Here is a 21,126-nt window from a genome sequence, read left to right on the forward strand (position 1 = left end):
GATCACTCCCACTCCAGCGCGCCTTTTTTCCATTCGTAGGCAAATCCGATGGTCAGGATGCCGAGGAAGATCGCCATCGCCCAGATGGCCGTCGCGCCGATCTCCTGGAACACGACCGCCCACGGAAACAGGAAGGCGATTTCCAGGTCGAACACGATGAACAGGATGGCGATCAGGTAGTAGCGCACGTCGAACTTCATGCGCGCGTCCTCGAAAGCCTCGAAGCCGCATTCGTAGGGCGAGAGTTTCTCGGATTCGGGATTCTTGGGGCCGAGCAGCCAGCCGACGGTGAGCAGCACCACCGCGATGCCGGTGGACACGATCAGGAACAGCAGGATCGGCAGATATTCGCCCAGCACGTCGTTCTCGCCTCGCTTCGCGGCCGCCGGTGCGACCCTGGAGTTGCTGCGGCGCGCCGGGTGGCGCGCATCGGTGTCGAGCGGGCGTCGTGCTCGCGCGTCGATGGCGGGCGTGTGTCGCGGCGTGGCGGCACCGTCTGCTGGCGAAACGCGGTGGCCCGTTCCGGGGCCTGTGCGAAGCTTGCTCTGTGCGTTTGCCGACCGTGCTGCGATGCGCAACGCGAGCCGGAACGTGACAGCCAATTGTCGCATGCGCCTCTCGCGCGGAGCAACCGCAACGAGGGCGCAATCGTGCGATGTCGTGCGCGCGCGGCACAAATCCCGGGCACAAAAAAACCCGCGACGGGCGCGGGTCGATTCGATCGGCCCGCGCATCGCATCCGATGCGCGAACCTCTGCGTTGGTGCCCAAGGGGGGACTCGAACCCCCACACCTTACGGCGCTACCACCTCAAGGTAGTGCGTCTACCAATTCCGCCACCTGGGCAGGTGTTGCTCATGCCGCCGCCGTGGCCGGCGGGGCGCGAAGTCTACGGCGAATCAGCCGCCGTTGTCATCCTCGTTCTGCGGCGCGGCTTCGACGGCCGGCGCTGCCTGTTCGACCGGCGCGTCGCCGGTGGCGGGCGCTGCGGCATCGGTGGACGGAGCGACGTCGACGGGCGCGGCCGGAACTTCGGCCGGCGTCGCGGCGGCACCGTTCGCCGCGGCGGGCGCAGGCGTCGCATCGCCGGCGGGAACCTCGGTCGCCGCGGGCGGCAGCGTGCCCATGATGCCCAGATCCTGCGTGCCGGCGGCCGAGCCCGCGGTCTTGTGCAGATAGACCGCCATGCCCAGGCTCAGGAGGAAGAAGATCGCAGCGAGGATCGCGGTGCTCTTGGAGAGGAAGTTCGAGGCGCCGCGCGCACCGAACACCGTGGCAGACGCACCCGCGCCGAAACCCGAACCCGCGGCGGCACCGGCGCCACGCTGCAGCAGGATCAGCACGATCATGGCCACGGCCACGAGGACGAACAACACATTGGCTAGCGTAAGAATCATGAGGCTCTTGCGACGTGCGCTTACCGGGAGGACACCGTCGCCGCGGCGACGATGTCCAGGAAATCCTTGGCCACGAGGGACGCGCCCCCGATGAGGCCGCCATCGACGTCCGGCTGTGCAAACAGCTCGGCGGCGTTGGCGGGTTTCACGCTGCCGCCGTAGAGGATCGGCAGCGAGTCGGCAATCTTAGCATCAAGTGCGCGGATTTCGCTACGGATGGCGGCGTGCACGCCCTGCGCCTGCGCCGGCGTGGCGGTGCGGCCGGTGCCGATGGCCCACACCGGCTCGTACGCCAGGATGGCGCCGTCGAGCACGTTCGCGCCGAGCGCGAAGATCGGTTCGAGCTGGCGGCAGATGGCCCATTCGGTCTGGTCGGCCTCGCGCTGGTGCAGGGTTTCGCCGACACACAGGATCGGCACCAGCCCGGCCTTCTTTGCCGCGACGAATTTTTCCGCGACAAGCTCATTGCTTTCGCCGTGCAGGTGACGGCGCTCGGAGTGGCCGACGAGTCCGTAGCGGCAACCCACGTCGAGCAGCATCGCGGCCGATACCTCGCCGGTGTAGGCGCCTTCGACGTTTGCGCTGACATCCTGCGCGCCGAAGGCGAGCCCGGCATTGCCATAGCGCTCGATCAGCTCGCTGAGGTAAGGCACCGGCGGCAGGATCGCCACCTCCACGTCGGCCGGACGCGAGCCGGCGAGCACCGCGTCGAGCAGGCCGCGCGCGAAGGCACGGTTGCCGTGCAGCTTCCAGTTTCCGGCGACGAGTCTGCGGCGCATGGCGATTCCGTGGGTGCGGTATGGAGCGCGAGGATAGCGACGCGCGCCCGCAGCGTCACCTGCCGGAACGGTGCGCCGCCGTCGGATCCTGCGGCGGCGATGCCGCGTCGTCGCGCGCCTGCCGCGGGCGCGGCGGTGCGAGCACCTCGCCGTGCATCGCCGCCAGTCGCTCGAGCAGGCGGAACTGCGCGCGCCGCGGCACGTCCAGCGACTCCATCGCGTCGATGAGATTTTCCACCAGCGCATTGAAGTCCGCTTCGGTCAGGCCGCGCCCGGCGTGCGCCTCCGCCATCGAGGCTCCGCTGTAGACGCAGGGACCGCCGGCTTCCACGCAGATCAGTTCGACCAGTTTCTCGTGCAGCCGCACGATGTTCGCGTTGCGGAAATGGTGCGCGATGCGGCTGTCGTCGGACGTGCGCGACAACAGTTCGAGCGCGATCGCATCGACGCCGTCGCGGCCGCCGAGGTCCGCGTAGAGCGAACGCGGCGGCGTGGCGCAGCCCTGCGCGAGCAGCAGCACGAGCAACGGCGCGATGCGCGCGATCGATGCCATGCCGGCCTCAGTAGCTCAGCTGCACGGAAAGATAACCGCCGCGCTGGCGATCGAGCGTGGCGATGCTGCCCAGATCGGCCCAGGCCGCGACCACGGCGATCCGCTTGTTCGGAAACCATGCCACGAAGGCGTCGCGCCAGGCGTCCTCGCGCGCGAAGCCGAGGTTGTCGGGCTTCTCGCGATACTCGATGCCCAGTGCAAGCTCCGGCGCGAGCAGCACGGCCGCCGAGCCTTCGAACACCAGCGAGCGCCCGCCCTTGCGGTCGCCGCCGAAGCCGAGCAGGCCGATCTGGTTGGCGCGGGTCGACCGCAGCGTGCCGTTGAGCAACAGCGGATAGCCGCCGGCCGCGTCCAGCCAGAGTTTGGTCGCGCTGAGATACATGTCGGTGCCGCTGCCATCGCGCGCGCCCACCGCGAGCGGCAGCGCATCGTCGCGCAGTCGTTTGTGCTGCACGCCGAGACTGATCTGCGGCATCGCGCTGTAGACCAGGTCGCCACCCAGCCGCAGCTTCGCGCCGACGATGTCCTGCTCCAGCGCCTCGTACGGCAGCGCGAGCCGGCGGCGCAGCTCGCCCAGATCGAACCGCTGGCGCGCGAGCGACAGCTCGATCCGGTTGCGGAAGGTGTAGGCCACGCCGTAGCCGTTGAGGGCATAGTCGCCGCTGTCGACGCGGGTGACGAAGGCGGTGCCGCCGCTTTCGTCGCGCGTGCCGTAGCCGGCGAGCACCGCCCACGGCACGATGCCGCCGCCGGCGCTGCCCTCCACCATCGTCGCGCCGCCGGTGGCCAGCAGGCGACCGTCGTCGGCACGTGCGGCGGCACTTGCGGCCAGCAGCAGCGCAACAGCGCAGACACGGCGGATGTCGATCATGGATACTCCTCAGGCCTCGCGCGGGGCCGCGACGAAACGGGCGTGCCAGCCGAGCAGTTCTTCGCCCGGCATCGGCGCACTGAACAGGAAGCCTTGCACCATGTCGCAGTTGAAGCGGCGCAACAGTGCCAGGCTGCGGTCGTCCTCCACGCCTTCGGCGATCACGCTCAGGCCCATGTTGTGGCCCAGCTCGATCGTCGAACGCACGATGACGGCATCGTCGCTGCCTTCCGACAGCTGCATGACGAAACTCTTGTCGATCTTCAGCTCGTCCACGGGCAGGCGCTTGAGCTGCGCGAGCGAGGAATACCCGGTGCCGAAGTCGTCGATCGACAGGCGCACGCCGACGCCGCGCAGGCGATGCAGCATGCGCACGGCGTAGTCGACGTCGCGCATCAGCGCGCTTTCGGTCAGCTCGAGGATCAGGCGCCCGGGCGGCACCGCGTGGCGGCGCAGCGCCTGGTCGATGAAGTCGACCAGATCCACGTCCATCAGATCCATCGCCGACAGGTTCACCGCGATGCCCAGGTCCAGGTCCTGCTCGCGCCACAGGCCGTTGTGCAGCAGGGCGCGGTCGAGCACGTGGCGCGTCATTGCATGGATGAAACCCGAATGCTCGGCGAGCGGCACGAATTCGTCGGGACCGATCGCGCCGAGCACGGGATGTGTCCAGCGCAGCAGCGCTTCGGCATGCACCACGCGGCCGTGCTCGAGTTCGAGTTTGGGCTGGAAATGCAGGTCGAACTGGTTGCGCTCGATCGCGCGCGGCAGGTCCGCAAGCAGGGTCAGGCGGCGCAGGTGGATCTCGTCGGAGCCGTCGCGGTACAGCGCCACGCCGCTGCGCTGCTGCTTGCCTTCGTACAGCGCGATGTCGGCGCGGCGCAGCAGCGTCTGCGCATCGGCCCCGTGCTGCGGATGCAGCGCCACGCCGAGGCTCGCGTCCAGATGGATGCGCGTGTCGGGCAGCTCCAGCGGGCGGCGCAGTTGGGCCAGCACGTCGGCGGCGCGCTCGCGCACGCGCTGCGGGTCGGCGTTGTCGAGCAGCACGAAGAATTCGTCGCCGCCCAGGCGGGCGACCAGGTCGCCCGGCAGGGTGGCGTCGCGCAGCCGGCGCGCGGCCTCGACGAGCACCCGGTCGCCGAACGCGTGTCCGAGCGTGTCGTTGATTTCCTTGAAGCGGTCGAGGTCGAGCATCACCACCGCGCAGCCGCCGCCCTCGCGCTGGCAGCGCCGGATGGCCGACTCCAGCGCCTCGACCGCGCGGGCGCGGTTGGGCAGGCCGGTCAGCGCGTCGTGCGTGGCCTGGAACACGATCTTGGCCTCGCGTTCGGCGATGCCTTCCTGCATGCGTGCAAACGCCGATCCGAGCCGCGCGAGTTCGTCCTTGCCGCGCATGCGCGGCAGGCGGCTGTAGTCGCCGTGCTCGATGCGCAACGCGGCCTCCGCCAGTTCGCCGACCGGGCGACTGACACTGCGCGCCAGCAGCACCGCGACGATCAGCGCAAGCAGCGCCGCGAGTCCCGACAGCACGAGGATGCGGCGCTTGAGCGCGGCATACGGCGCCATCGCGGTGTCGAGCGATCCCTGCAGCACCGCCACCACCGGCAACGGCGCAGCGGTGACCTGCTGCGTGACGACGAACGCACGCGCGGACTGCAGACGCACCTCGCGCAGCGCACCGAGGTCGCGGGTCAGCTGCGTCTGCTGTGCCAGCAGCGCGGCGCTCTGCGGATCCAGGCTCGATGCGTAGACGCGCAGCCGTTCGCCCTCCACCCGCGCCAGGCTCACGTCGAAGCCGGTGAGATCGCGATACACCACGGTGTACTGCGCGTTCAGACGCGAACCCAGCGCCACCCAGCCCACCAGCGTCGGCGCCATCACCGGCACCAGCGCCACCTGGTACAGGACATCGTCGAGCGCCACCACCGCCACGGCACTGCCGTCCGTGCGGGCACGGTCGAGCAGCGGCGCCAGCGCCGCCTGCTGCTGCTCGGCCGCGGCCGTCGACAGGCTGCTCTGCAGGGTGCCGTCGGGGCGCAGCAGCGCGCCCAGGTCCGCGTTCAGTCGCACGCTCTGGTTGGCGAGTGCCGACAGCATCGTCGGCTCGTCGCCGCTCGCGACCGCGGCGCGGAAGCCGAAATCGTCCGCCAGCAGCATCACCGAATCGCGCACGCGCGTGCCGCGCACCTCGTGGAAGCGCTGCCAGATGCGCTCGGCGGCACGCAGGCGGTCTTCGAGTTCGGCGCGCACGCTGCGTTCGGTGACCACCTGCACCACGGCGAACGTCGCGGCCTGCGCGCCGAGCACGAGCAGCACCAGCAGCGCGATGATCTTGCTGCGGAAGCGGAAGGTCTTCAGCGCCACGGCCGCCTCAGCCGCCGCGGCCGAGGCTGCGGAACTTCTCCTGCAGCGCGCGCAGACGCTCGTTGCCGGCGCGTGGCGGCGGCGGCGGTGCGAGCACCATGTCGATGGTGCGCTCGATGGGCGCGGCATCGGCGATGTCCAGCATCTGCGATGCGGGCTGCGGCTGGCCGCGCGCGTGCCAGACCTCGAGCCGGTAGCGGCCGGCAGGCGCCTCGATCCGCGCCTGCCCCCGTGCATCGGTACGCGCGAAATACGGCGTGTCGAGCACCACGATGTGCGCCAGCATCCAGTCGTGGATGTTGCAGCCGATCGACACCACGCCGGGTGTCTCGAACGTCACCGGCGCGGCGGTGCGACCCGAGTACAGCGGCAGCTCGAACCGCTTGGTGGGCGAGAACGAATAGACCTGGTGCAGCGTGTCGTCGCTGTTGGGGAACGACACGCGCGTCCCCGCCGTCACCGGCAGCACCGCGGGCACGAAGGTGGCGTCGACCTGGTCGATCTCGGCCGTGGCCGGCGGCAATGTCATCGGCAGCTCCGGGTGCAGGCTGACCACCGCATCGGACAGCGCCGCCGCGTCGCCGCGCACGCTCACCCGCACCTCGGCGGCCTGCGACGGCCACGCACACGCCAGCCCCGACGCATACGCGCAGAGGCGGAACCACGCTGCGTGCCGCGCGCGCGTCCGCTCCATCCCGACCATCCACCCCCCCATCGACGCGCGCAACGTAGCCTGACTCCCTGCGGCCTGCAATCGTTTACATTGCGTGTACGTGCAGCGGTGCGTGCCGGATGCGCGTCGCTTCGCCGGCGCTGCGCATCCGACTGCGCCGGCACCGAGTCGCGGTGCGGTTGCCGACGGCGGTTCGCGCATCCTGCACGGCCGCCCGCGGGCCCGTCCGTCCGCCCGCTGCGGCGTCAACAATTGTTTCCGGCGCCGCGGCGCCGGCCGATTCCTCCGTCCTGCCGCAGGTCTGCATGTCCGCAATCGACCCCTCTCGGAATCACGCGCTCGTCACGGGCGCTTCCAGCGGCATCGGTGCCGCCATCGCGCGCGAGTACGCACGGCGCGGCACGCCGCTGATCCTCACCGCACGGCGCGAAGATCGGCTCGACGCGCTCGCGGACCAATTGCGCGGCAGCGTCGACTGCGTCGTGATCCCCGCGGACCTGGCGCGACCCGATGCGCCGCTGCATCTGTTCGAGCGCGTGCGCGAGCGCGGGCTGCAGGTCGGCACGCTGGTCAACAACGCGGGCTACGGCGTGCCCGGCAGTTTCCTCGCGTCCGACTGGACCGTGCACGCGCAGTTCCTGCAGGTGATGATCGGCGCGATCACCGAGCTGACTTGGCGTTTTTTGCCGGGCCTGCGCGCCTGCGGCGCCGGCCGCATCCTCAACGTGGCGTCCTTCGCCGGCCTGTCGCCCGGATCGCGCGGCCAGACGCTGTATGCCGGCGCGAAGAGTTACCTGATCAAGTTCAGCGAATCGCTGGCGCTGGAGAACGCCGCGGCGGGCGTGCGCGTGTGCGCGCTGTGCCCGGGCTTCACCTACTCCGAATTCCACGACGTGACCGGCACCCGCGGCCTCGTCTCGCAGCTGCCGAAGTGGATGTGGCTCGACACCGACGAGGTGGCGCGCCAGGGCGTCGACGGTGCCGACGCCGGCCGGGCGATCGTGGTGCCGGGCCTGGGCTACAAGGTGCTGCGGCAGGTGATCAAGCATCTGCCGGACGCCGCCGCGCGACGGCTGATGGCGAAGAACACCGGCCGGATCCGCGACGCGCGCTGAGCCGCGCGACGCGGTCGGCACCGCATCTACGCCGGGTCGATCCAGCCCTGCGCCCGCGCGTGGGCGAGGTCGTCCGGTGTGTCGAGATCGAACGCGAGCGCCTCGCATACGATGCGGTGCGGCGGCGGCCGCAGCGTTGCCCATCGGACGCCGAAACCGCGATCGCCGCGGAGCGTGCGGGCCGCGTCCAGCGTCGCGCGGGACACGCGCGCCGGCACGCCGCAGGTGCCCGCGTAGGCACTGACGGCGTCGCGCGCGGGATCCGGCGCGTCGCGCAGGGCACACAGGTGGGCGGCGTCCAGGTGCAGCTGGTCGAGCGTCGCGATCAGCGTGCTGCCCGCGTGCGCGGCCAGGGCCTCGGCGCCGCGCCGCAGCGACGCGGACAGGCCGTCGCGCCAGTCCGGGTTCGGCACCACGCGCACGGGCAATCCAGCGAGTGCCTGCGAAATCGCATCGTGCCCGTCGCCGACCACCACCACGCACTCCGACGGAGCGGTCTCCAGCAGCAGGCGCGCGACGCGCCGCACCAATGGTTCCCCGTCGCGTCGCAACAGGGCCTTGGGCTGACCGAGCCTGCGACTTGCCCCGGCCGCCAGCAGCAACGCGGCGTGCGGCGGACGCGACGTCACGCTGCGCGTACCGCCATCACCCGCGCCTGCAGCTGCGCCACGATCGCCAGCGCGATCGACTCCGGCCCGCGGCCGCCGAGATCCAGTCCCACCGGCGCGTGCAGCGGCCCGGCCAGCGCCGCGCGCGCGGGTGCATCGAGCAGGGACAGCAGGTCGTCGCGGCGCGCCGGCGGCCCGAGCAGCCCGACGAATGCCGGCGGCGCAGCGGCCAGTGCGGCCAGGGCCTCGCGGTCGAGCTCGAAATCGTGGTGCATCACCAGCGCCGCGGCATAGCCACTACGCGCGACGGGCACCGACGCCGGCGCGAGGTCGATTAGGCGGTCCGCGAGCGCACCGGCGCCGCGCCAGCGCGGGCGACGCTCGACCAGATCGACATACCATCCGAGGCGACGCAGCCACGGCAGCAGCGTCGACGATTCGGGGCCTGCGCCGAACAGCAGCAGGCGCGGTGCGGCGGGCCAGTGCAACGTCCAGCCGTCGGCCGGTACCGCAGCCTCGGTCCGGTCCCATGCCAGCACCGCCTCGGCGGCATCGCCGCCGTCGCTGCAGGCGATGCGCAGGTGCGCCCGCGTCAGCACCAGCTGCAGCGCGACATCGCGCGTGCACCAGGCGCGCAACGGTGCCTGCAGTGATCGCAGCGACGCGACCGGCAGCAGCGCGACATGCAGCAACCCGCGACAACCGATGCGACTGCCGAACAACAGATCCTCGTCGCCGCGCGTATCGAGCGCGATGCAGCGGACCTGCCCGGATGCGGCGACGGCCTGCGCGTCGGCTTCCAGTCCGGGTTCCAGGCAGCCGCCGCTGATCCAGCCGTGGCGCAGGGCGCCATCGCCGAACAGCAGCGCGGCGCCGGGCTTGGCATAGGTCGAGCCTTCGGTCGCGACCACGAGCCCCAGCACGGCCGTCCGGCCATCGTGCATCGCCTCGAGGAGCCGCTCGACAAGTGCGCGCCGGCCGCCGCTGCCGGCGGCCGTGTCGAGGACGGGTGACGTATCGGCGCCGTCCACGGCTCAGTACGCGAACTGTTCGGTGAGAATGCGCTCTTCGAGGTTGTGTTCGGCATCGAACAGCAGCGTGACGGTGCGGTCGCGCGACTCGCGGAGGGTCACCTCCACCACGTCGCGCACTTCGGTCGAATCGGCGGTGGCGCTGACCGGACGCTTGTAGTGGTCGAGGATCTCGAGCTTCACCTCCGTGGCCGCGCGCAGGATCGCGCCGCGCCAGCGCCGCGGGCGGAACGGGCTGATCGGCGTCATCGCCAGCACGTCGCTGTCCAGCGGCAGGATCGGACCGTGCGCCGAGAGGTTGTAGGCGGTGCTGCCGGCCGGCGTCGAGACCAGCACGCCGTCGCAGACCAGCTCGTCCAGACGCACCGCGCCGTTGAGCGACACGCGGATCTTCGCGGCCTGCTTGGTCTGGCGCAGCAGCGACACCTCGTTGAACGCGAGCGCGCTGACGCTGCTGCCGGCCTCGGACGTGGCGATCATTTCCAGCGGCTTGAGCACGCTCGCATGCGCCGAGGCGAGGCGTTCGAGCAGGCCGTCGGTGCGGAACTGGTTCATCAGGAAGCCGACCGTGCCGGCCTTCATCCCGTACACCGGCTTGCCGAGCGCCATGTGCCGGTGCAGCGTCTGCAGCATGAAGCCGTCGCCGCCGAGCGCGACGATGATGTCGGCGTCCTGCGGCGCGAGCTCGCCGAACTGCCGCTGGAGCGCAGCGAGGCTTTCCAGCGCTTCGGGTGTCTTGCTGGCGACGAAGGCGATGCGGGGCGATGAGGTCAACGGCTCGGATCCCGACGGACGAAACGTGAGCATATCGCACCGCGAATGCGTTGCCGTGGCGAACGGGAAGCCGGGCGAGGCTGGTGTCGGACGGGGCGACGCGTGCACGAAGAGCGCCCCCTCCCGCCTTCGGCACCCTCCCCCGCTGCGCGGGAGAGGGGAAAGGCCAACGTGTCGGTGTTTGGGGCCGATGACAGAGCCAGCCGCCGAGGCGCGACAAGCAGGGACGATGGACTTAGGATGTCGGCACCGAGCACGAGCCGCTGCATCGTCGGCACCGAGCACGAGCCGCTGCATCGGAGGAATCCTTCTCCCGCGCAGCGGGGGAAGGTGCCGGCAGGCGGAAGGGGGCAACACCCTTCCTCCGCCACGAGATACAAGTCGGGCCACCCGCGCCCGCCGTATATCCGGACTTACCGCTGCCCCGCCGCCACCAGCTGCGCGATTCGTCGCACCGCCACCGACACCGTCGGGTAATCCATCGTCATCTGGTTGCGCATGTCGCCGATCATCGCCTGGGTAAAGCGCAGCCCCGCATCGTCGCGCTGCAGCCACTGCGCCACGCGTTCGGCCGGCGAGCCGCTGCCGGACTTGAGCACCTGCGCCACCAGCGCGCTCTGCTGGGTCTGCAGCTCGTCGCGCAGCACCCCGCGCGCGTGCGCATGCCAGCGGCCTTCGACGGCCAGTTCGTCGATCTTCTCCAGCAGCCACTTCAGATGCAGCTGCTGACCGAGGCCGAAATACACCTGCGCCACGTCCTTCACGTCGAAGTCGTGTGTCAGCGCCACTTCGATCATGTCGAGCGCCGACATCAGGAACGGCAGGCCGGCCAGCTGCTCGGCCTGCGCCTGCGGGAAATTGAGGTCCATCCAGCGGCCGCGGTCCTCGGCATACTGCACGCGGTCGGCATCGGACAGCACGGTCGCAAGGCCGTTGCGCAGCGTCTCGTACCCCGGCTGGTACCGCGCTACGGAGCGCGCGATGTCCAGGCGCTCGCCCGGCAGGTTCAGCAGCCAGCGGCTCATGCCGCGCAGCTGGTTCCAGATCAGCGACAGCGCATCGAGCTGGGCACTCTCGGGCGCCGTGCCGTCAAGCGCGTCGATGCCGTTCCACAGCTCGCGCGCATCGATCGCAACCCGCGCGATGGTGTAGGCCTTCGCCACCTGCGCGGCGGTTTCGCCGGTGTCTTCCTGCATGCGCAGCGCAAACGTCGAGCCCATGCGGTTGACCATCGAGTTGGTCACCGCGGTGGCGATGATCTCGCGCTTGAGGCGGTGGCGCTGCATGTGTTCGGCGTACGGCGCGTGCAGCGGTTCCGGAAAGTAGCGCTGCAGTTCGGCCGAGAGGTAGGGGTCTTCCGGCACGTCCGAATCGAGCAGCTGGTTGAATACCACGATCTTCGCGTACGACAGCAGAATCGACAGCTCCGGCCGCGTCAGGCCGAGGCCGCGCGCCTTGCGGTCGGCGATCTCGGCGTCGGAGGGCAGGAATTCGATCTGCCGGTCGAGCAGGCCCTGCGCCTCCAGCGTGCGGATGAAGTGCTGCTTGGAGCCCAGGCGCGAGACGCTCATGCGCTCCATCACGGACAGTGCCTGGTTCTGGCGGTAGTTGTCGAACAGCACCAGCTGCTCGACCTCGGCCGTCATGCTCGCGAGCAGCGCGTTGCGGTCCTCGACGCTCAGCTCGCCGCGTGCGACGGCGTCGTTGAGCAGGATCTTGATGTTGACCTCGTGGTCCGAGGTGTCGACGCCGGCCGAGTTGTCGATGAAGTCGGTGTTGAGCAGTACGCCGTTGAGCGCGGCCTCGATGCGCCCGCGCTGGGTGAGGCCGAGGTTGCCGCCCTCGCCCACCACGCGGCAGCGCAGGTCGCGGCCGTCGACGCGCAGCCCGTTGTTGGCGCGGTCGCCGACGTCGGCATGGGATTCGCTCGAGGCCTTGACGTAGGTGCCGATGCCGCCGTTCCACAGCAGGTCGACCGGCGCCTTGAGGATGGCCGACAGCAGTTCGTTCGGCGTCATCTGCGTCACGTCGCCGGCGATGCCGAGCACGGCACGCACTTCGGGCGTGATCTGGATGGTCTTGAGGTTGCGCGGAAACAGCCCGCCGCCCTTCGAGATCAGGTTGGCGTCGTAGTCGGCCCAGCTCGAGCGCGGCAGCTTGAACATGCGCTCGCGTTCGGCGAACGACCGCGCCGCGTCGGGGTTCGGATCGAGGAAGATGTGGCGGTGGTCGAACGCGGCGACGAGCTTGATGTGCTTCGACAGCAGCATGCCGTTGCCGAACACGTCGCCACTCATGTCGCCGATGCCGACGCAAGTGAAGTCCTCGGTCTGGCAATCGCGGCCCAGCGCGCGGAAGTGACGCTTGACCGATTCCCAGCCGCCCTTGGCCGTGATGCCCATGCCCTTGTGGTCGTAGCCGACCGAGCCGCCCGACGCGAACGCGTCGCCGAGCCAGAAGCCGTGCTCGTTGGAGATTGCGTTGGCGATGTCGGAGAACGTGGCCGTGCCCTTGTCGGCGGCGACGACGAGATACGGATCGTCGGCATCGTGCCGCACCACGCCGGCCGGATGCGCCACGGCGCCTTCGACCAGGTTGTCGGTGATGTCGAGCAGGCCGTTGATGAAGAGCCGGTAGCAGGCGATGCCCTCGGCGAGGATCGCGTCGCGATCGCCACCTGCCGGCGGCCGCTTGACGAAGAAGCCGCCCTTCGCGCCGACCGGCACGATGACGGTGTTCTTCACCATCTGCGCCTTGACCAGGCCCAGCACTTCGGTGCGGAAATCCTCGCGCCGATCGGACCAGCGCAGGCCGCCGCGCGCCACCGGGCCGAAGCGCAGATGCACGCCTTCCACGCGCGGTGCGTAGACGAAGATCTCGCGGTACGGGCGCGGCTTCGGCAGATCCGGGATCTGCGCCGGGTCGAACTTGAAGCAGATGTACTCGCGGTGCCTGCCGTCGAAGGTCTGGTAGAAGTTGGTCCGCAACGTGGCGCCGATGAGCGTTGCGAACGCGCGCAGGATGCGGTCCTCGTCGAGGCTCTCGACGCGGTCGAGCAGCGCGATCAGCGTCTTCTCGGCGGCGACCATCTGGGTCTGGCGATCGCCGCTGCGCGCGCGGATCACGTAGTCGAGCGACTTGCGCGTGGCGGCGTCGTCGCCGGCGAGCAGGTGCAGCTGCTGCGCGAAGTGCTCGGCGCCGGAGGCGATCTGCTCGGCGCTTTCGCTGCCGGTGTCCGGATCGAAGCGTGCCTCGAACAGTTCCACGAGCAGGCGCGCGAGCAGCGGATAGCGCGCGAGCGTCTCTTCCATGTAGGCCTGCGAGAACGGCACGCCGGTCTGCAGCAGGAACTTGCAGTACGCGCGCAGCATGGTGACCTGGCGCCAGTCGAGACCGGCGGCGAGAATCAGGCGATTGAAGCCGTCGCTTTCGGCCTGGCCGCGCCAGATGCGCTCGAACGCGGTTTCGAACGATTCGCGCACCGCGTCGACATCCACATCGCCGCGCACCGGCTCGACCTCGAAATCCTGGATGTGGATGCTGCCCTCGCCCACGTGCATCGTGTACGGATGCTCGGTGAGCACACGCAGGCCCATGTTCTCCATCATCGGCAGCGCTTCGGACAGCGCGATGTCGCGCCCGGCGCGGTAGAGCTTGAAGCGCAGCGGCGTGCTGCCGTCGTCGCGGCGGCGGCGGTACAGGTTCACGCGCAGATCGTCCGCACCGCGCAGCGCGGCGGCGCGTTCCACGTCGCCCGCGGCCACTTCCGGCGACACTTCCTCGATGTAGCCGGCCGGCAGTGCACGGCCGTATCGGCCGGCGAGCTTGAGGCCCTTCTCCTCGCCGTTGCGCGCCACCAGCTGCTCGCGCAGTTCGTCGTACCAGTTGCGCACGATCTGCGCGAGACGCGTTTCCAGATGCGCGGTGTCGATCTCGGCGCCGCCGGCCTTCGGCCGCACGATCATGTGCAGCTGCGCCAGCGGCGATTCGCCGACCTGGATGGTGGTGTCGATGCGCTGGCCGTTGAGCGCGTCCATCAGCAGATGCTCGACGCGCTTGCGCGCTTCGGTATTGAAGCGGTCGCGCGGAATGTAGACCAGCGCCGAATAGAACCGGCCGTAGCGGTCGCGACGCAGGAAGATGCGCGCGCGGATGCGCTCCTGCAGGCCGAGGATGCCCATCGCGTTGGCGAACAGCTCTTCGTTGCTGGACTGGAACAGCTCGTCGCGCGGCAGCGTTTCCAGGATGTGGCGCAGCGCCTTGCCGCTGTGGCTGTCGGGCGCAAGGCCGGACGCGCGCATCACGTATTCGTGGCGCTGGCGCACGATGGGAATGTCCCACGGCCGGCGGTTGTAGGCGCTGGAGGTGTACAGCCCGACGAAGCGCTGTTCGCCGACCGGCTTGCCGGCGGCATCGAAGCGCAGGATGCCGATGTAGTCCATGTAGCCCGGGCGGTGCACGGTGGAGCGGGCGTTGGTCTTGGTGAGGATCAGCGGCTCGACCGGCGCACCGTCGACGAACGATTGCGCGGCCAGCGCGCGCAGCGGGCGCGGCTTGCCGGCGCGCTGTTCGCTGCGCAGCAGGCCAAGGCCGGTGCCGGCCACCGAATGCAGCGTCGGCTCGCCGTCGATCTCGTCGACCGAGTACTCGCGGTAGCCGAGGAACGTGAAGTGGTTGTCCGCGGCCCAGCGCAGGAACGCATGTGCCTCGTCGCGCACCGCGTCGGCCACGGGCATCGCGCGCGACGGAAGCTCGTCGGCGATGGCGCACAGCTTCGCGCGCATCGCGTCCCAGTCCTGCACGCAGGCGCGCACGTCGTCGAGCGCGGCAAGGATGTCGGTTTCGATCCGGGCCAGTGCGTCGCCTTCGGTCTGGCGGTCGATCTCGATGTGCATGAGCGATTCGAGCTGGCCGTCGCCGAGGGCGAGCACGTTGCCGCCCGGATCGCGGCGGAAGCGCAGCACCGGATGGCCGAGCACGTGGATGCCGGCTTCGTGCTGCGCCAGCACCATGCTCACGGTGTCCACGAGGAAGGGCATGTCGTCGTTGGCGATCTGGATCACCGTGTGCGGCGATTCCCAGCCGTGCTCGGCGCGCGTGGGGTTGAAGATGCGGATCGCCACGGTGCCGAGGCGTCGCTCGCGCACGAAATCCATGAAGCCGCGCGCGAGCGCCGCCCAGTCGTCGGGCCCGCGCAGCGCGTACTCCTCGGGCGACATGCGGCCGTAGAACGCCTGCGCGAACAGCGTCGCCTCCTTCAGGCGCGGCGCCGGAACGGTGCGCTGCAGGGCGGCGAGGATGGGGTCGAGGGTGACGTCGTGCAGGGTCGAAACGGGTGCCGGTTGGGCGCTCATGGCCTGTCGATGCGGAAAAGGTAGCCGCAAATTTTGCCAGCCGCACGCGGTGCAAGCCAGCCGCAACGCACAAGAGGCATTTCGAGGTCACTCGGGGTTCAGCGTGCGACGCGATGCGCTGTCACGCAACGGAAAGACGTATGCCGCAAATGTGTCGCCGGCCACGCCCACGATGGGCGGGCTCGCGCACGCATCCATTGCCTTCTTTCCGCCACCGGAGCCAGCCACATGACCAAGCCACCCCCGATGCCCACCCTGTCCTCGCTGCACGAGGCCGAGGACAGCAACCGCTCGGACAACCGCAGCTTCGCCGACGTGCTGGCGGTCCACATGAGCCGTCGTCGCCTGCTGCGCGGTGGCGCGTCGCTCGCCGCTGCGGGCCTTGTGGCAACGCCACTGGCGCAGGCAATGAGCCTGGGCTGGGATGCGGAGTACGGCGTGGCCGCAGGCCACAAGGCCATTCCGCGCAACATCGGCGCGCGGCCGGCGTTCCAGGCGATCGCGGTCAATCGCCTGGACACCGTCAGCGTGCCGCCGGGCTACAGCGCACGCACGTTCCTTGCGTGGGGCGAGCCGCTGTTCTCCGACGGCCCGGCCTACCTCGACGCCGGCCTCAACACCGCACAGGAACAGGCGCAGCAGATCGGCGCGCACCACGACGGCATCCACTACTTCCCGCTGCGCGCGCAGACGGGCGAGCGCCAGCGCGCGCTGATCGCGATGAACCACGAATACATCGATGCGCCCGTGCTGCATCCCGCAGGCTCGCTGGCCGAGGACGGCAGCCGCACGCCCGAGCAGATCGCCAAGGAAATCGCCGCCCACGGCGTCAGCATCGTCGAGGTGCGCGAAACCGACGACGGGGTCTGGGAACAGGTCGACAGCAAGCGCAACCGCCGCATCACCGCCGCGACGCCGATGGAACTGTCGGGCCCGGTGCGCGGCCATGCGCTGGTCAAGACCGCCTACAGCCCGGACGGCACGGCCACGCTCGGCACCGTCAACAACTGCGGCAGCGGCCGCACGCCGTGGGGCACCTACCTCACCACCGAGGAAAACTGGGCCGGCTACTTCGTCAACCGCGATGCCGAGCGCCCGCGCGAGCAGGCCCGCTACGGCGTGCCGACGGTCAACAGCAACTACCGCTGGGACTCCGCCGAACCGCGCTTCGACGCCACCACCAAGGCCGACGACGCCACCGGCGACTACCGCAACAACCCCAACACCTTCGGCTGGATGGTGGAAATCGACCCGTACGCGCCGGCCGCGATCCCGGTCAAGCGCACCGCGCTCGGCCGCTTCGGCCACGAGGGCGCGATCTTCCCGCCGGCGCGCGTCTCGGCACCCGTCGTGGTGTACTCGGGCGACGACGCGAACAACGAATACATCTACAAGTTCGTGTCGAAGCGCGCCTACGTGCTGACCCCGCTGCTGCGCCCGGCGCCCGATGCGCTCGATGTCGGCACGCTCTACGTCGCGCGTTTCGACGACGACGGCACCGGGCAGTGGCTCGCGCTGGACATCGCCGATCCCGCATTCCAGGCGGCCGCCGCGGCGGCCGGGGTCGAGTTCGCCGACCAGGCCGACGTGCTGGTCAACACCCGCCTCGCCGCCGACGTGGTCGGCGCCACGAAGATGGACCGCCCCGAATGGGGTGCCGTCGACCCGCTCACCGGCATGGTCTATTTCACCCTCACCAACAACAGCGCACGCGTCGCCGAGGGCGTCGACGCCGCCAATCCGCGCGGTCCGAACCCGTTCGGCCACATCATCCGCTGGCGCGAGGACGGCGACCGCCACGAGGCGTTGCGCTTCGCATGGGACATCTACGTGCTGTCCGGCGCCGAGGGGGCCGGCGTGGTGCTGCCCGGCACGGCCGACGAGCGCCCGCTCGACGCCGACAACCTGCACGCGAGTCCCGACGGCCTGTGGTTCGACCAGGGCGGCCTGCTGTGGATCCAGACCGACATGAGCGGCAGCCAGCTCGGCGAAGGCCCGTTCGGCAACAACCAGATGCTGGCCGCGGATCCGGTGACCGGCGACATCCGCCGCTTCCTTGTCGGACCGGTCGGTTGCGAAGTCACCGGCATCTGCAGCACACCCGACCTGCGCACGCTGTTCGTCAACATCCAGCATCCGACCGGCAGCTGGCCGGACGGCGGCGACGCGCGTCCGCGGTCGTCGACGGTCATCGTCACGAAGCACGACGGCGGCATCATCGGCACCTGAACCGACGGTACAAGGATCTTCCGGCCCGCGCAGGGACGCGCGGGCCGGCCGGGGGGCAGGAATCCCGTCGGGTCGCGCCCGGCGTTTGCCGACGTGAGCGCGATGGGGATGCCGAGAGAATGTGACGTTCGTCACATATTTGGCGCGACGTCCCGCGTAACGTCACAATTGGTTGCAATTCGGGGCGGGGCCATGATCACTTCCGTTGCGGCGGTCGACGCCGCCGCGGCCAAGGGCGCTGCGCCCGGACCGCTGATTTTCCGCGACACCTTCGAATCGGACAGCGTCACCCCGCCCGGCGGCGACGGCCCGCCGCTGGCCGTCAAGGTAGTCAACAAGGCCGCGTACGGCCCGCGGCCCGGCGATGTGGCCGCGTTCGACGCGCTGGGTGCCACCGACAGCGACCGCCTCGAGGCCTGGGTCGAGCGCCAGATCGACCCGGACGCGATTCCCGACACTGCCTGCGACAACCGCGTCGCGGCGGCGGCCTACGCACCACTGTCGATGACCGTCCCCCAGCTGTGGGCCGAATACGTGCGCGGCGATTCCACCGACTGGCCGCAGCGCTACCACCCCACCGAAACCGCCTACTGCGTGAAGCTGATCCGCGCCCTCTACAGCGAGCGGCAGCTGTACGAGCTGATGGTCGATTTCTGGCATTCGCACTTCAACGTGATGGGCTGGGAGTTCAACATCGCGCCCGTGTTCGCGCACTACGATCGCGACGTGATGCGCGGCATCGGCCCCGGCGGCAAACGCTACGCGCTCGGCAACTTCCGCGCCCTGCTCGAACAGGTGGCCAAGGCGCCCGCCATGCTGATGTACCTGGACAACAAGTCCAGCAAGCGCGCCGGCTACAACGAGAACTTCGCGCGCGAACTGTGCGAGCTGCACACGCTCGGCGCGGAGAATTACTACCCCGGCAACGACCCCGAGGTGGTGCCGCCGGGCGAAAACGGCGTCGCCGACGGCTACTGCGACAACGATGTCTACGAAGCCGCGCGCGCCCTCACCGGCTGGACCATGCGCGACGCGCACTGGGAATTTCCCGACGGTCCGGAATACGACACCGGCGAGTACATGTACTACGCCGGCTGGCACGACCCGGCGTCGAAATACTTCCTGCACAAGTTCTTCGCCGCGAACCGGCCGGCCGAAGTCGACGGCAAGCAGGTGTTCGACCTGCTCGCCGCGCATCGCCTCACCGCACGGCACCTGTGCACCAAGCTGTGCCGGCGCTTCATCGGCGACACGCCGCCGCAGGCATTGATCGACGAGGCCGCGGAGGAATGGCAGGCGCACTGGCAGAGCGACGATCAGATCGCGCGCGTGATGCGGATCATCCTGACCTCCGACGCGTTCATGAGCACATGGGGCGAAAAGGTCAAGCGCCCGTGGGAGGCGCTGATGCACGCGATGCGCGCCACGTCCGCCGAATTCACCCCCCGGCTGCGGCCGGCCTCGGGCTGGGACGCGTACGTCGACTTCAACGACCGCGTGTCCGCCACCGGCAACGGCCCGTTCCGCTGGCCCACGCCCGACGGTTTTCCCGACACGATGCAGAAATGGCAGAGCGTGAGCCCGCTCTCGCAGACCTGGCGCTTCGTCTCGCGCCTGCTGGAAATGCGCGACACCGGCAGCGGCGACACGCCGTTTTTCCTGCACGTGGAGCAGGTCACCAAGGCCTCGCTCACCGCCGGCAACCGCAGCGCCGCGGCCATCGTCGATTTCTGGATCGGGCGCGTGTACGGCTATCCGATCGACGCCGGTCGCCGCCAGCAACTGGTCGATTTCCTGCGCCAGAACGCCGCCGCCACGGCCACCCTCGATCTCGACGAGGACGACACCAATGCCGGCGTGCCGCAGCACCAGGGCCGCTGGAACGGCAACAACCTCAGCCGCCACTACACCATCGCCCGCCTGCGCGCGACGGTGGCGCTGCTGCTGATGCTGCCCGAATTCTTCCACCGCTGAGGTGCGCGCCATGGACCGCAATCGTCGCGACTTCCTCAAGGGCTGCGCCGCCGCCGGGCTCGGCGCCGGCTGCGGACGCGCCTTCGCCTTCTTCGATCCGTTCGTGACCACCGGCGGCAAGGCGGCGGGCAACAACGTCATCGTGTCCCTGTTCCTGCGCGGCGCGATCGACGGCCTGCACCTGGTCGTGCCGTACTCGGGTGCCGAACGGACTGCCTACGAGGTCAAGCGCGGGCCGGCGAACCTCGCGATTCCGACCGAGCGCCTGCGCCGCATCGGCACCTCGCCGTGGGCCTGGCACCCGCGCGCTGGTGGCGGCACCGGCGACGGCGTCGGCACCGCACCGAAGTGGCTGCAGAAGCTCTACGACGCCAACCGTCTGGGCATCGTGCACGCCACCGGCATGCCCACGCCGAACCGCAGCCATTTCGAATCGCAGGCGATGATGGAAATGGGCACGCCCGGCTCCACCGGCAGCAGCAGCGGCTGGCTCGCGCGCTACCTCACTGCCGCCACCGGACTGCCGAACCCGCTGATCGCGCCGGCGATGGGCTTCTCCGGCAACCTGCAGACCAGCCTCATCGGCCTCGATTCGGCGGTAAGCCTTGCCAATGCGCAGAGTTTCCGCGTCGACGGTTTCCACTGGGGCTGGAACGAGTCCAACACCGATCTGTCCGGCCACCAGGGCGCCTACACCCGGCTGTTTCCGCTGTGGCAGGGCGATTCCACGCTGGAGACCGCCGGCCGCACCGCCACCGAGGCACTCGAATACATGCGCGGCATCGACTTCGGCCTGTATGCCGCCGGCAACAACGACGACGGCTATGCGCCAGGCGGGGGCGCGGTGTACCCGACGGACGAACTGGGCACGCAACTCCGCAACCTCGCCCAGCTCATCAAGCTCGACACGGGCGTGGTGGCGGCGGCGGTCGACTACGGCTTCTGGGACACGCACGAAGGCCAGGGCATGCCGAACCCGGGCGTGGCGAACCACTACGACTGGTTCGGCAACCTCACCGAAGGCCTGGGCCGCGCGCTCGATGCGTTCTACACCGATCTGAACGCCGTCTCCGGCCTGATGAACCGCGTGACGGTGGTAATCCAGAGCGAGTTCGGCCGGCGTTTCGCACCCAATCAGTCCGGCGGCACCGACCACGGCTACGGCAACATCATGATGGCGCTCGGCAACCGGGTGAACGGCGGGCAGTTGCACGGCACGTTCCCGGGCCTGGACGATCTGTCGCTGGTCGAAGGTCAGGATCTGGACGTCACCACCGACTTCCGCCAGGTGCTGTCCGAGGCGCTGGTCAAGCGCATGGGGCTTGCGACCAACCGCGTGTCGCAGGTGTTCCCGGGCTTTGCCTACGACGCCGGCGCCACCGCCCTCTTCCAGTCCGGCTGAGCC

General features: G+C 69.7%; 15 protein-coding genes and 1 tRNA gene. 4 read left to right on the forward strand and 12 right to left on the reverse strand.

The window, feature by feature from the left end:
- Positions 1 to 2 precede the first annotated feature (2 nt).
- The 8 genes from HNQ52_RS16990 to HNQ52_RS01295 form a co-directional block, all read right to left on the reverse strand.
- On the reverse strand, positions 3 to 359 hold the full coding sequence (locus HNQ52_RS16990) for an NADH-quinone oxidoreductase subunit A (protein ID WP_343059216.1): 357 nt from the start codon (positions 357 to 359) through the stop codon (positions 3 to 5).
- Positions 360 to 760: 401 nt separating this feature from the next.
- A tRNA-Leu gene (locus HNQ52_RS01265) sits at positions 761 to 845 on the reverse strand.
- A gap of 53 nt (positions 846 to 898) precedes the next feature.
- Positions 899 to 1,396, reverse strand: a complete 498-nt coding sequence (gene secG, locus HNQ52_RS01270) for a preprotein translocase subunit SecG (protein ID WP_183959004.1) — start codon at positions 1,394 to 1,396, stop codon at positions 899 to 901.
- A gap of 20 nt (positions 1,397 to 1,416) precedes the next feature.
- Complete coding sequence (tpiA, locus tag HNQ52_RS01275; protein WP_183959006.1) at positions 1,417 to 2,175, reverse strand: triose-phosphate isomerase; 759 nt, start codon at positions 2,173 to 2,175, stop codon at positions 1,417 to 1,419.
- A 55-nt stretch (positions 2,176 to 2,230) separates the two neighbouring features.
- Positions 2,231 to 2,728: a group I truncated hemoglobin gene (locus HNQ52_RS01280; protein WP_183959008.1), complete on the reverse strand. Its 498-nt coding sequence runs from the start codon at positions 2,726 to 2,728 to the stop codon at positions 2,231 to 2,233.
- A gap of 7 nt (positions 2,729 to 2,735) precedes the next feature.
- Positions 2,736 to 3,599: a DUF3034 family protein gene (locus HNQ52_RS01285; protein WP_183959010.1), complete on the reverse strand. Its 864-nt coding sequence runs from the start codon at positions 3,597 to 3,599 to the stop codon at positions 2,736 to 2,738.
- Positions 3,600 to 3,608: 9 nt separating this feature from the next.
- Positions 3,609 to 5,957 (reverse strand): putative bifunctional diguanylate cyclase/phosphodiesterase, encoded by a 2,349-nt coding sequence (locus HNQ52_RS01290; protein WP_246387522.1) that lies wholly within the window; start codon positions 5,955 to 5,957, stop codon positions 3,609 to 3,611.
- Between the two features lie 13 nt (positions 5,958 to 5,970).
- Positions 5,971 to 6,657, reverse strand: a complete 687-nt coding sequence (locus HNQ52_RS01295) for a methylamine utilization protein (protein ID WP_183959014.1) — start codon at positions 6,655 to 6,657, stop codon at positions 5,971 to 5,973.
- Positions 6,658 to 6,941: 284 nt separating this feature from the next.
- On the opposite strand from HNQ52_RS01295, the gene HNQ52_RS01300 reads away from it, so the two are divergent.
- Entirely contained in the window at positions 6,942 to 7,751 is an 810-nt protein-coding gene (locus HNQ52_RS01300) for an SDR family NAD(P)-dependent oxidoreductase (RefSeq protein ID WP_183959016.1), read from the forward strand.
- A 26-nt stretch (positions 7,752 to 7,777) separates the two neighbouring features.
- Here the strand turns inward: HNQ52_RS01300 and HNQ52_RS01305 are convergent, their stop codons facing one another.
- The 4 genes from HNQ52_RS01305 to HNQ52_RS01320 form a co-directional block, all read right to left on the reverse strand.
- Positions 7,778 to 8,380, reverse strand: a complete 603-nt coding sequence (locus HNQ52_RS01305) for an NTP transferase domain-containing protein (protein ID WP_183959018.1) — start codon at positions 8,378 to 8,380, stop codon at positions 7,778 to 7,780.
- Positions 8,377 to 9,390: an XdhC family protein gene (locus HNQ52_RS01310; RefSeq protein WP_183959020.1), complete on the reverse strand. Its 1,014-nt coding sequence runs from the start codon at positions 9,388 to 9,390 to the stop codon at positions 8,377 to 8,379. The genes HNQ52_RS01305 and HNQ52_RS01310 overlap by 4 nt, the downstream gene beginning before the upstream one ends.
- A gap of 3 nt (positions 9,391 to 9,393) precedes the next feature.
- On the reverse strand, positions 9,394 to 10,164 hold the full coding sequence (locus tag HNQ52_RS01315; RefSeq protein ID WP_246387457.1) for an NAD kinase: 771 nt from the start codon (positions 10,162 to 10,164) through the stop codon (positions 9,394 to 9,396).
- A gap of 413 nt (positions 10,165 to 10,577) precedes the next feature.
- Positions 10,578 to 15,518, reverse strand: coding sequence for an NAD-glutamate dehydrogenase (locus tag HNQ52_RS01320; protein WP_183959024.1), 4,941 nt, complete (start codon positions 15,516 to 15,518; stop codon positions 10,578 to 10,580).
- A gap of 228 nt (positions 15,519 to 15,746) precedes the next feature.
- Between HNQ52_RS01320 and HNQ52_RS01325 the strand changes: the two genes are divergently transcribed.
- The 3 genes from HNQ52_RS01325 to HNQ52_RS01335 all read left to right on the forward strand — a co-directional run bounded on the left by HNQ52_RS01325 (position 15,747) and on the right by HNQ52_RS01335 (position 21,123).
- Complete coding sequence (locus HNQ52_RS01325) at positions 15,747 to 17,747, forward strand: PhoX family protein (RefSeq protein WP_221281871.1); 2,001 nt, start codon at positions 15,747 to 15,749, stop codon at positions 17,745 to 17,747.
- 192 nt (positions 17,748 to 17,939) lie between these two features.
- Positions 17,940 to 19,721: a DUF1800 domain-containing protein gene (locus HNQ52_RS01330; protein ID WP_183959026.1), complete on the forward strand. Its 1,782-nt coding sequence runs from the start codon at positions 17,940 to 17,942 to the stop codon at positions 19,719 to 19,721.
- A 10-nt stretch (positions 19,722 to 19,731) separates the two neighbouring features.
- Complete coding sequence (locus HNQ52_RS01335; RefSeq protein ID WP_183959028.1) at positions 19,732 to 21,123, forward strand: DUF1501 domain-containing protein; 1,392 nt, start codon at positions 19,732 to 19,734, stop codon at positions 21,121 to 21,123.
- Positions 21,124 to 21,126: the final 3 nt, after the last annotated feature.

The organism is Chiayiivirga flava (genome assembly GCF_014202825.1).
GTDB lineage: Bacteria > Pseudomonadota > Gammaproteobacteria > Xanthomonadales > Xanthomonadaceae > Chiayiivirga > Chiayiivirga flava.

What these genes read in the sequence shown, in the direction of transcription:
- HNQ52_RS01320 (WP_183959024.1), bottom strand. Translation starts at nt 15,518, where the DNA reads ATGAGCGCCCAACCGGCACCCGTTTCGACCCTGCACGACGTCACCCTC.
- tpiA (WP_183959006.1), bottom strand. Translation starts at nt 2,175, where the DNA reads ATGCGCCGCAGACTCGTCGCCGGAAACTGGAAGCTGCACGGCAACCGT.
- HNQ52_RS01335 (WP_183959028.1), top strand. Translation starts at nt 19,732, where the DNA reads ATGGACCGCAATCGTCGCGACTTCCTCAAGGGCTGCGCCGCCGCCGGG.
- HNQ52_RS01295 (WP_183959014.1), bottom strand. Translation starts at nt 6,657, where the DNA reads ATGGAGCGGACGCGCGCGCGGCACGCAGCGTGGTTCCGCCTCTGCGCG.
- HNQ52_RS01325 (WP_221281871.1), top strand. Translation starts at nt 15,747, where the DNA reads ATGACCAAGCCACCCCCGATGCCCACCCTGTCCTCGCTGCACGAGGCC.
- HNQ52_RS01330 (WP_183959026.1), top strand. Translation starts at nt 17,940, where the DNA reads ATGATCACTTCCGTTGCGGCGGTCGACGCCGCCGCGGCCAAGGGCGCT.
- secG (WP_183959004.1), bottom strand. Translation starts at nt 1,396, where the DNA reads ATGATTCTTACGCTAGCCAATGTGTTGTTCGTCCTCGTGGCCGTGGCC.
- HNQ52_RS01285 (WP_183959010.1), bottom strand. Translation starts at nt 3,599, where the DNA reads ATGATCGACATCCGCCGTGTCTGCGCTGTTGCGCTGCTGCTGGCCGCA.
- HNQ52_RS01300 (WP_183959016.1), top strand. Translation starts at nt 6,942, where the DNA reads ATGTCCGCAATCGACCCCTCTCGGAATCACGCGCTCGTCACGGGCGCT.
- HNQ52_RS01280 (WP_183959008.1), bottom strand. Translation starts at nt 2,728, where the DNA reads ATGGCATCGATCGCGCGCATCGCGCCGTTGCTCGTGCTGCTGCTCGCG.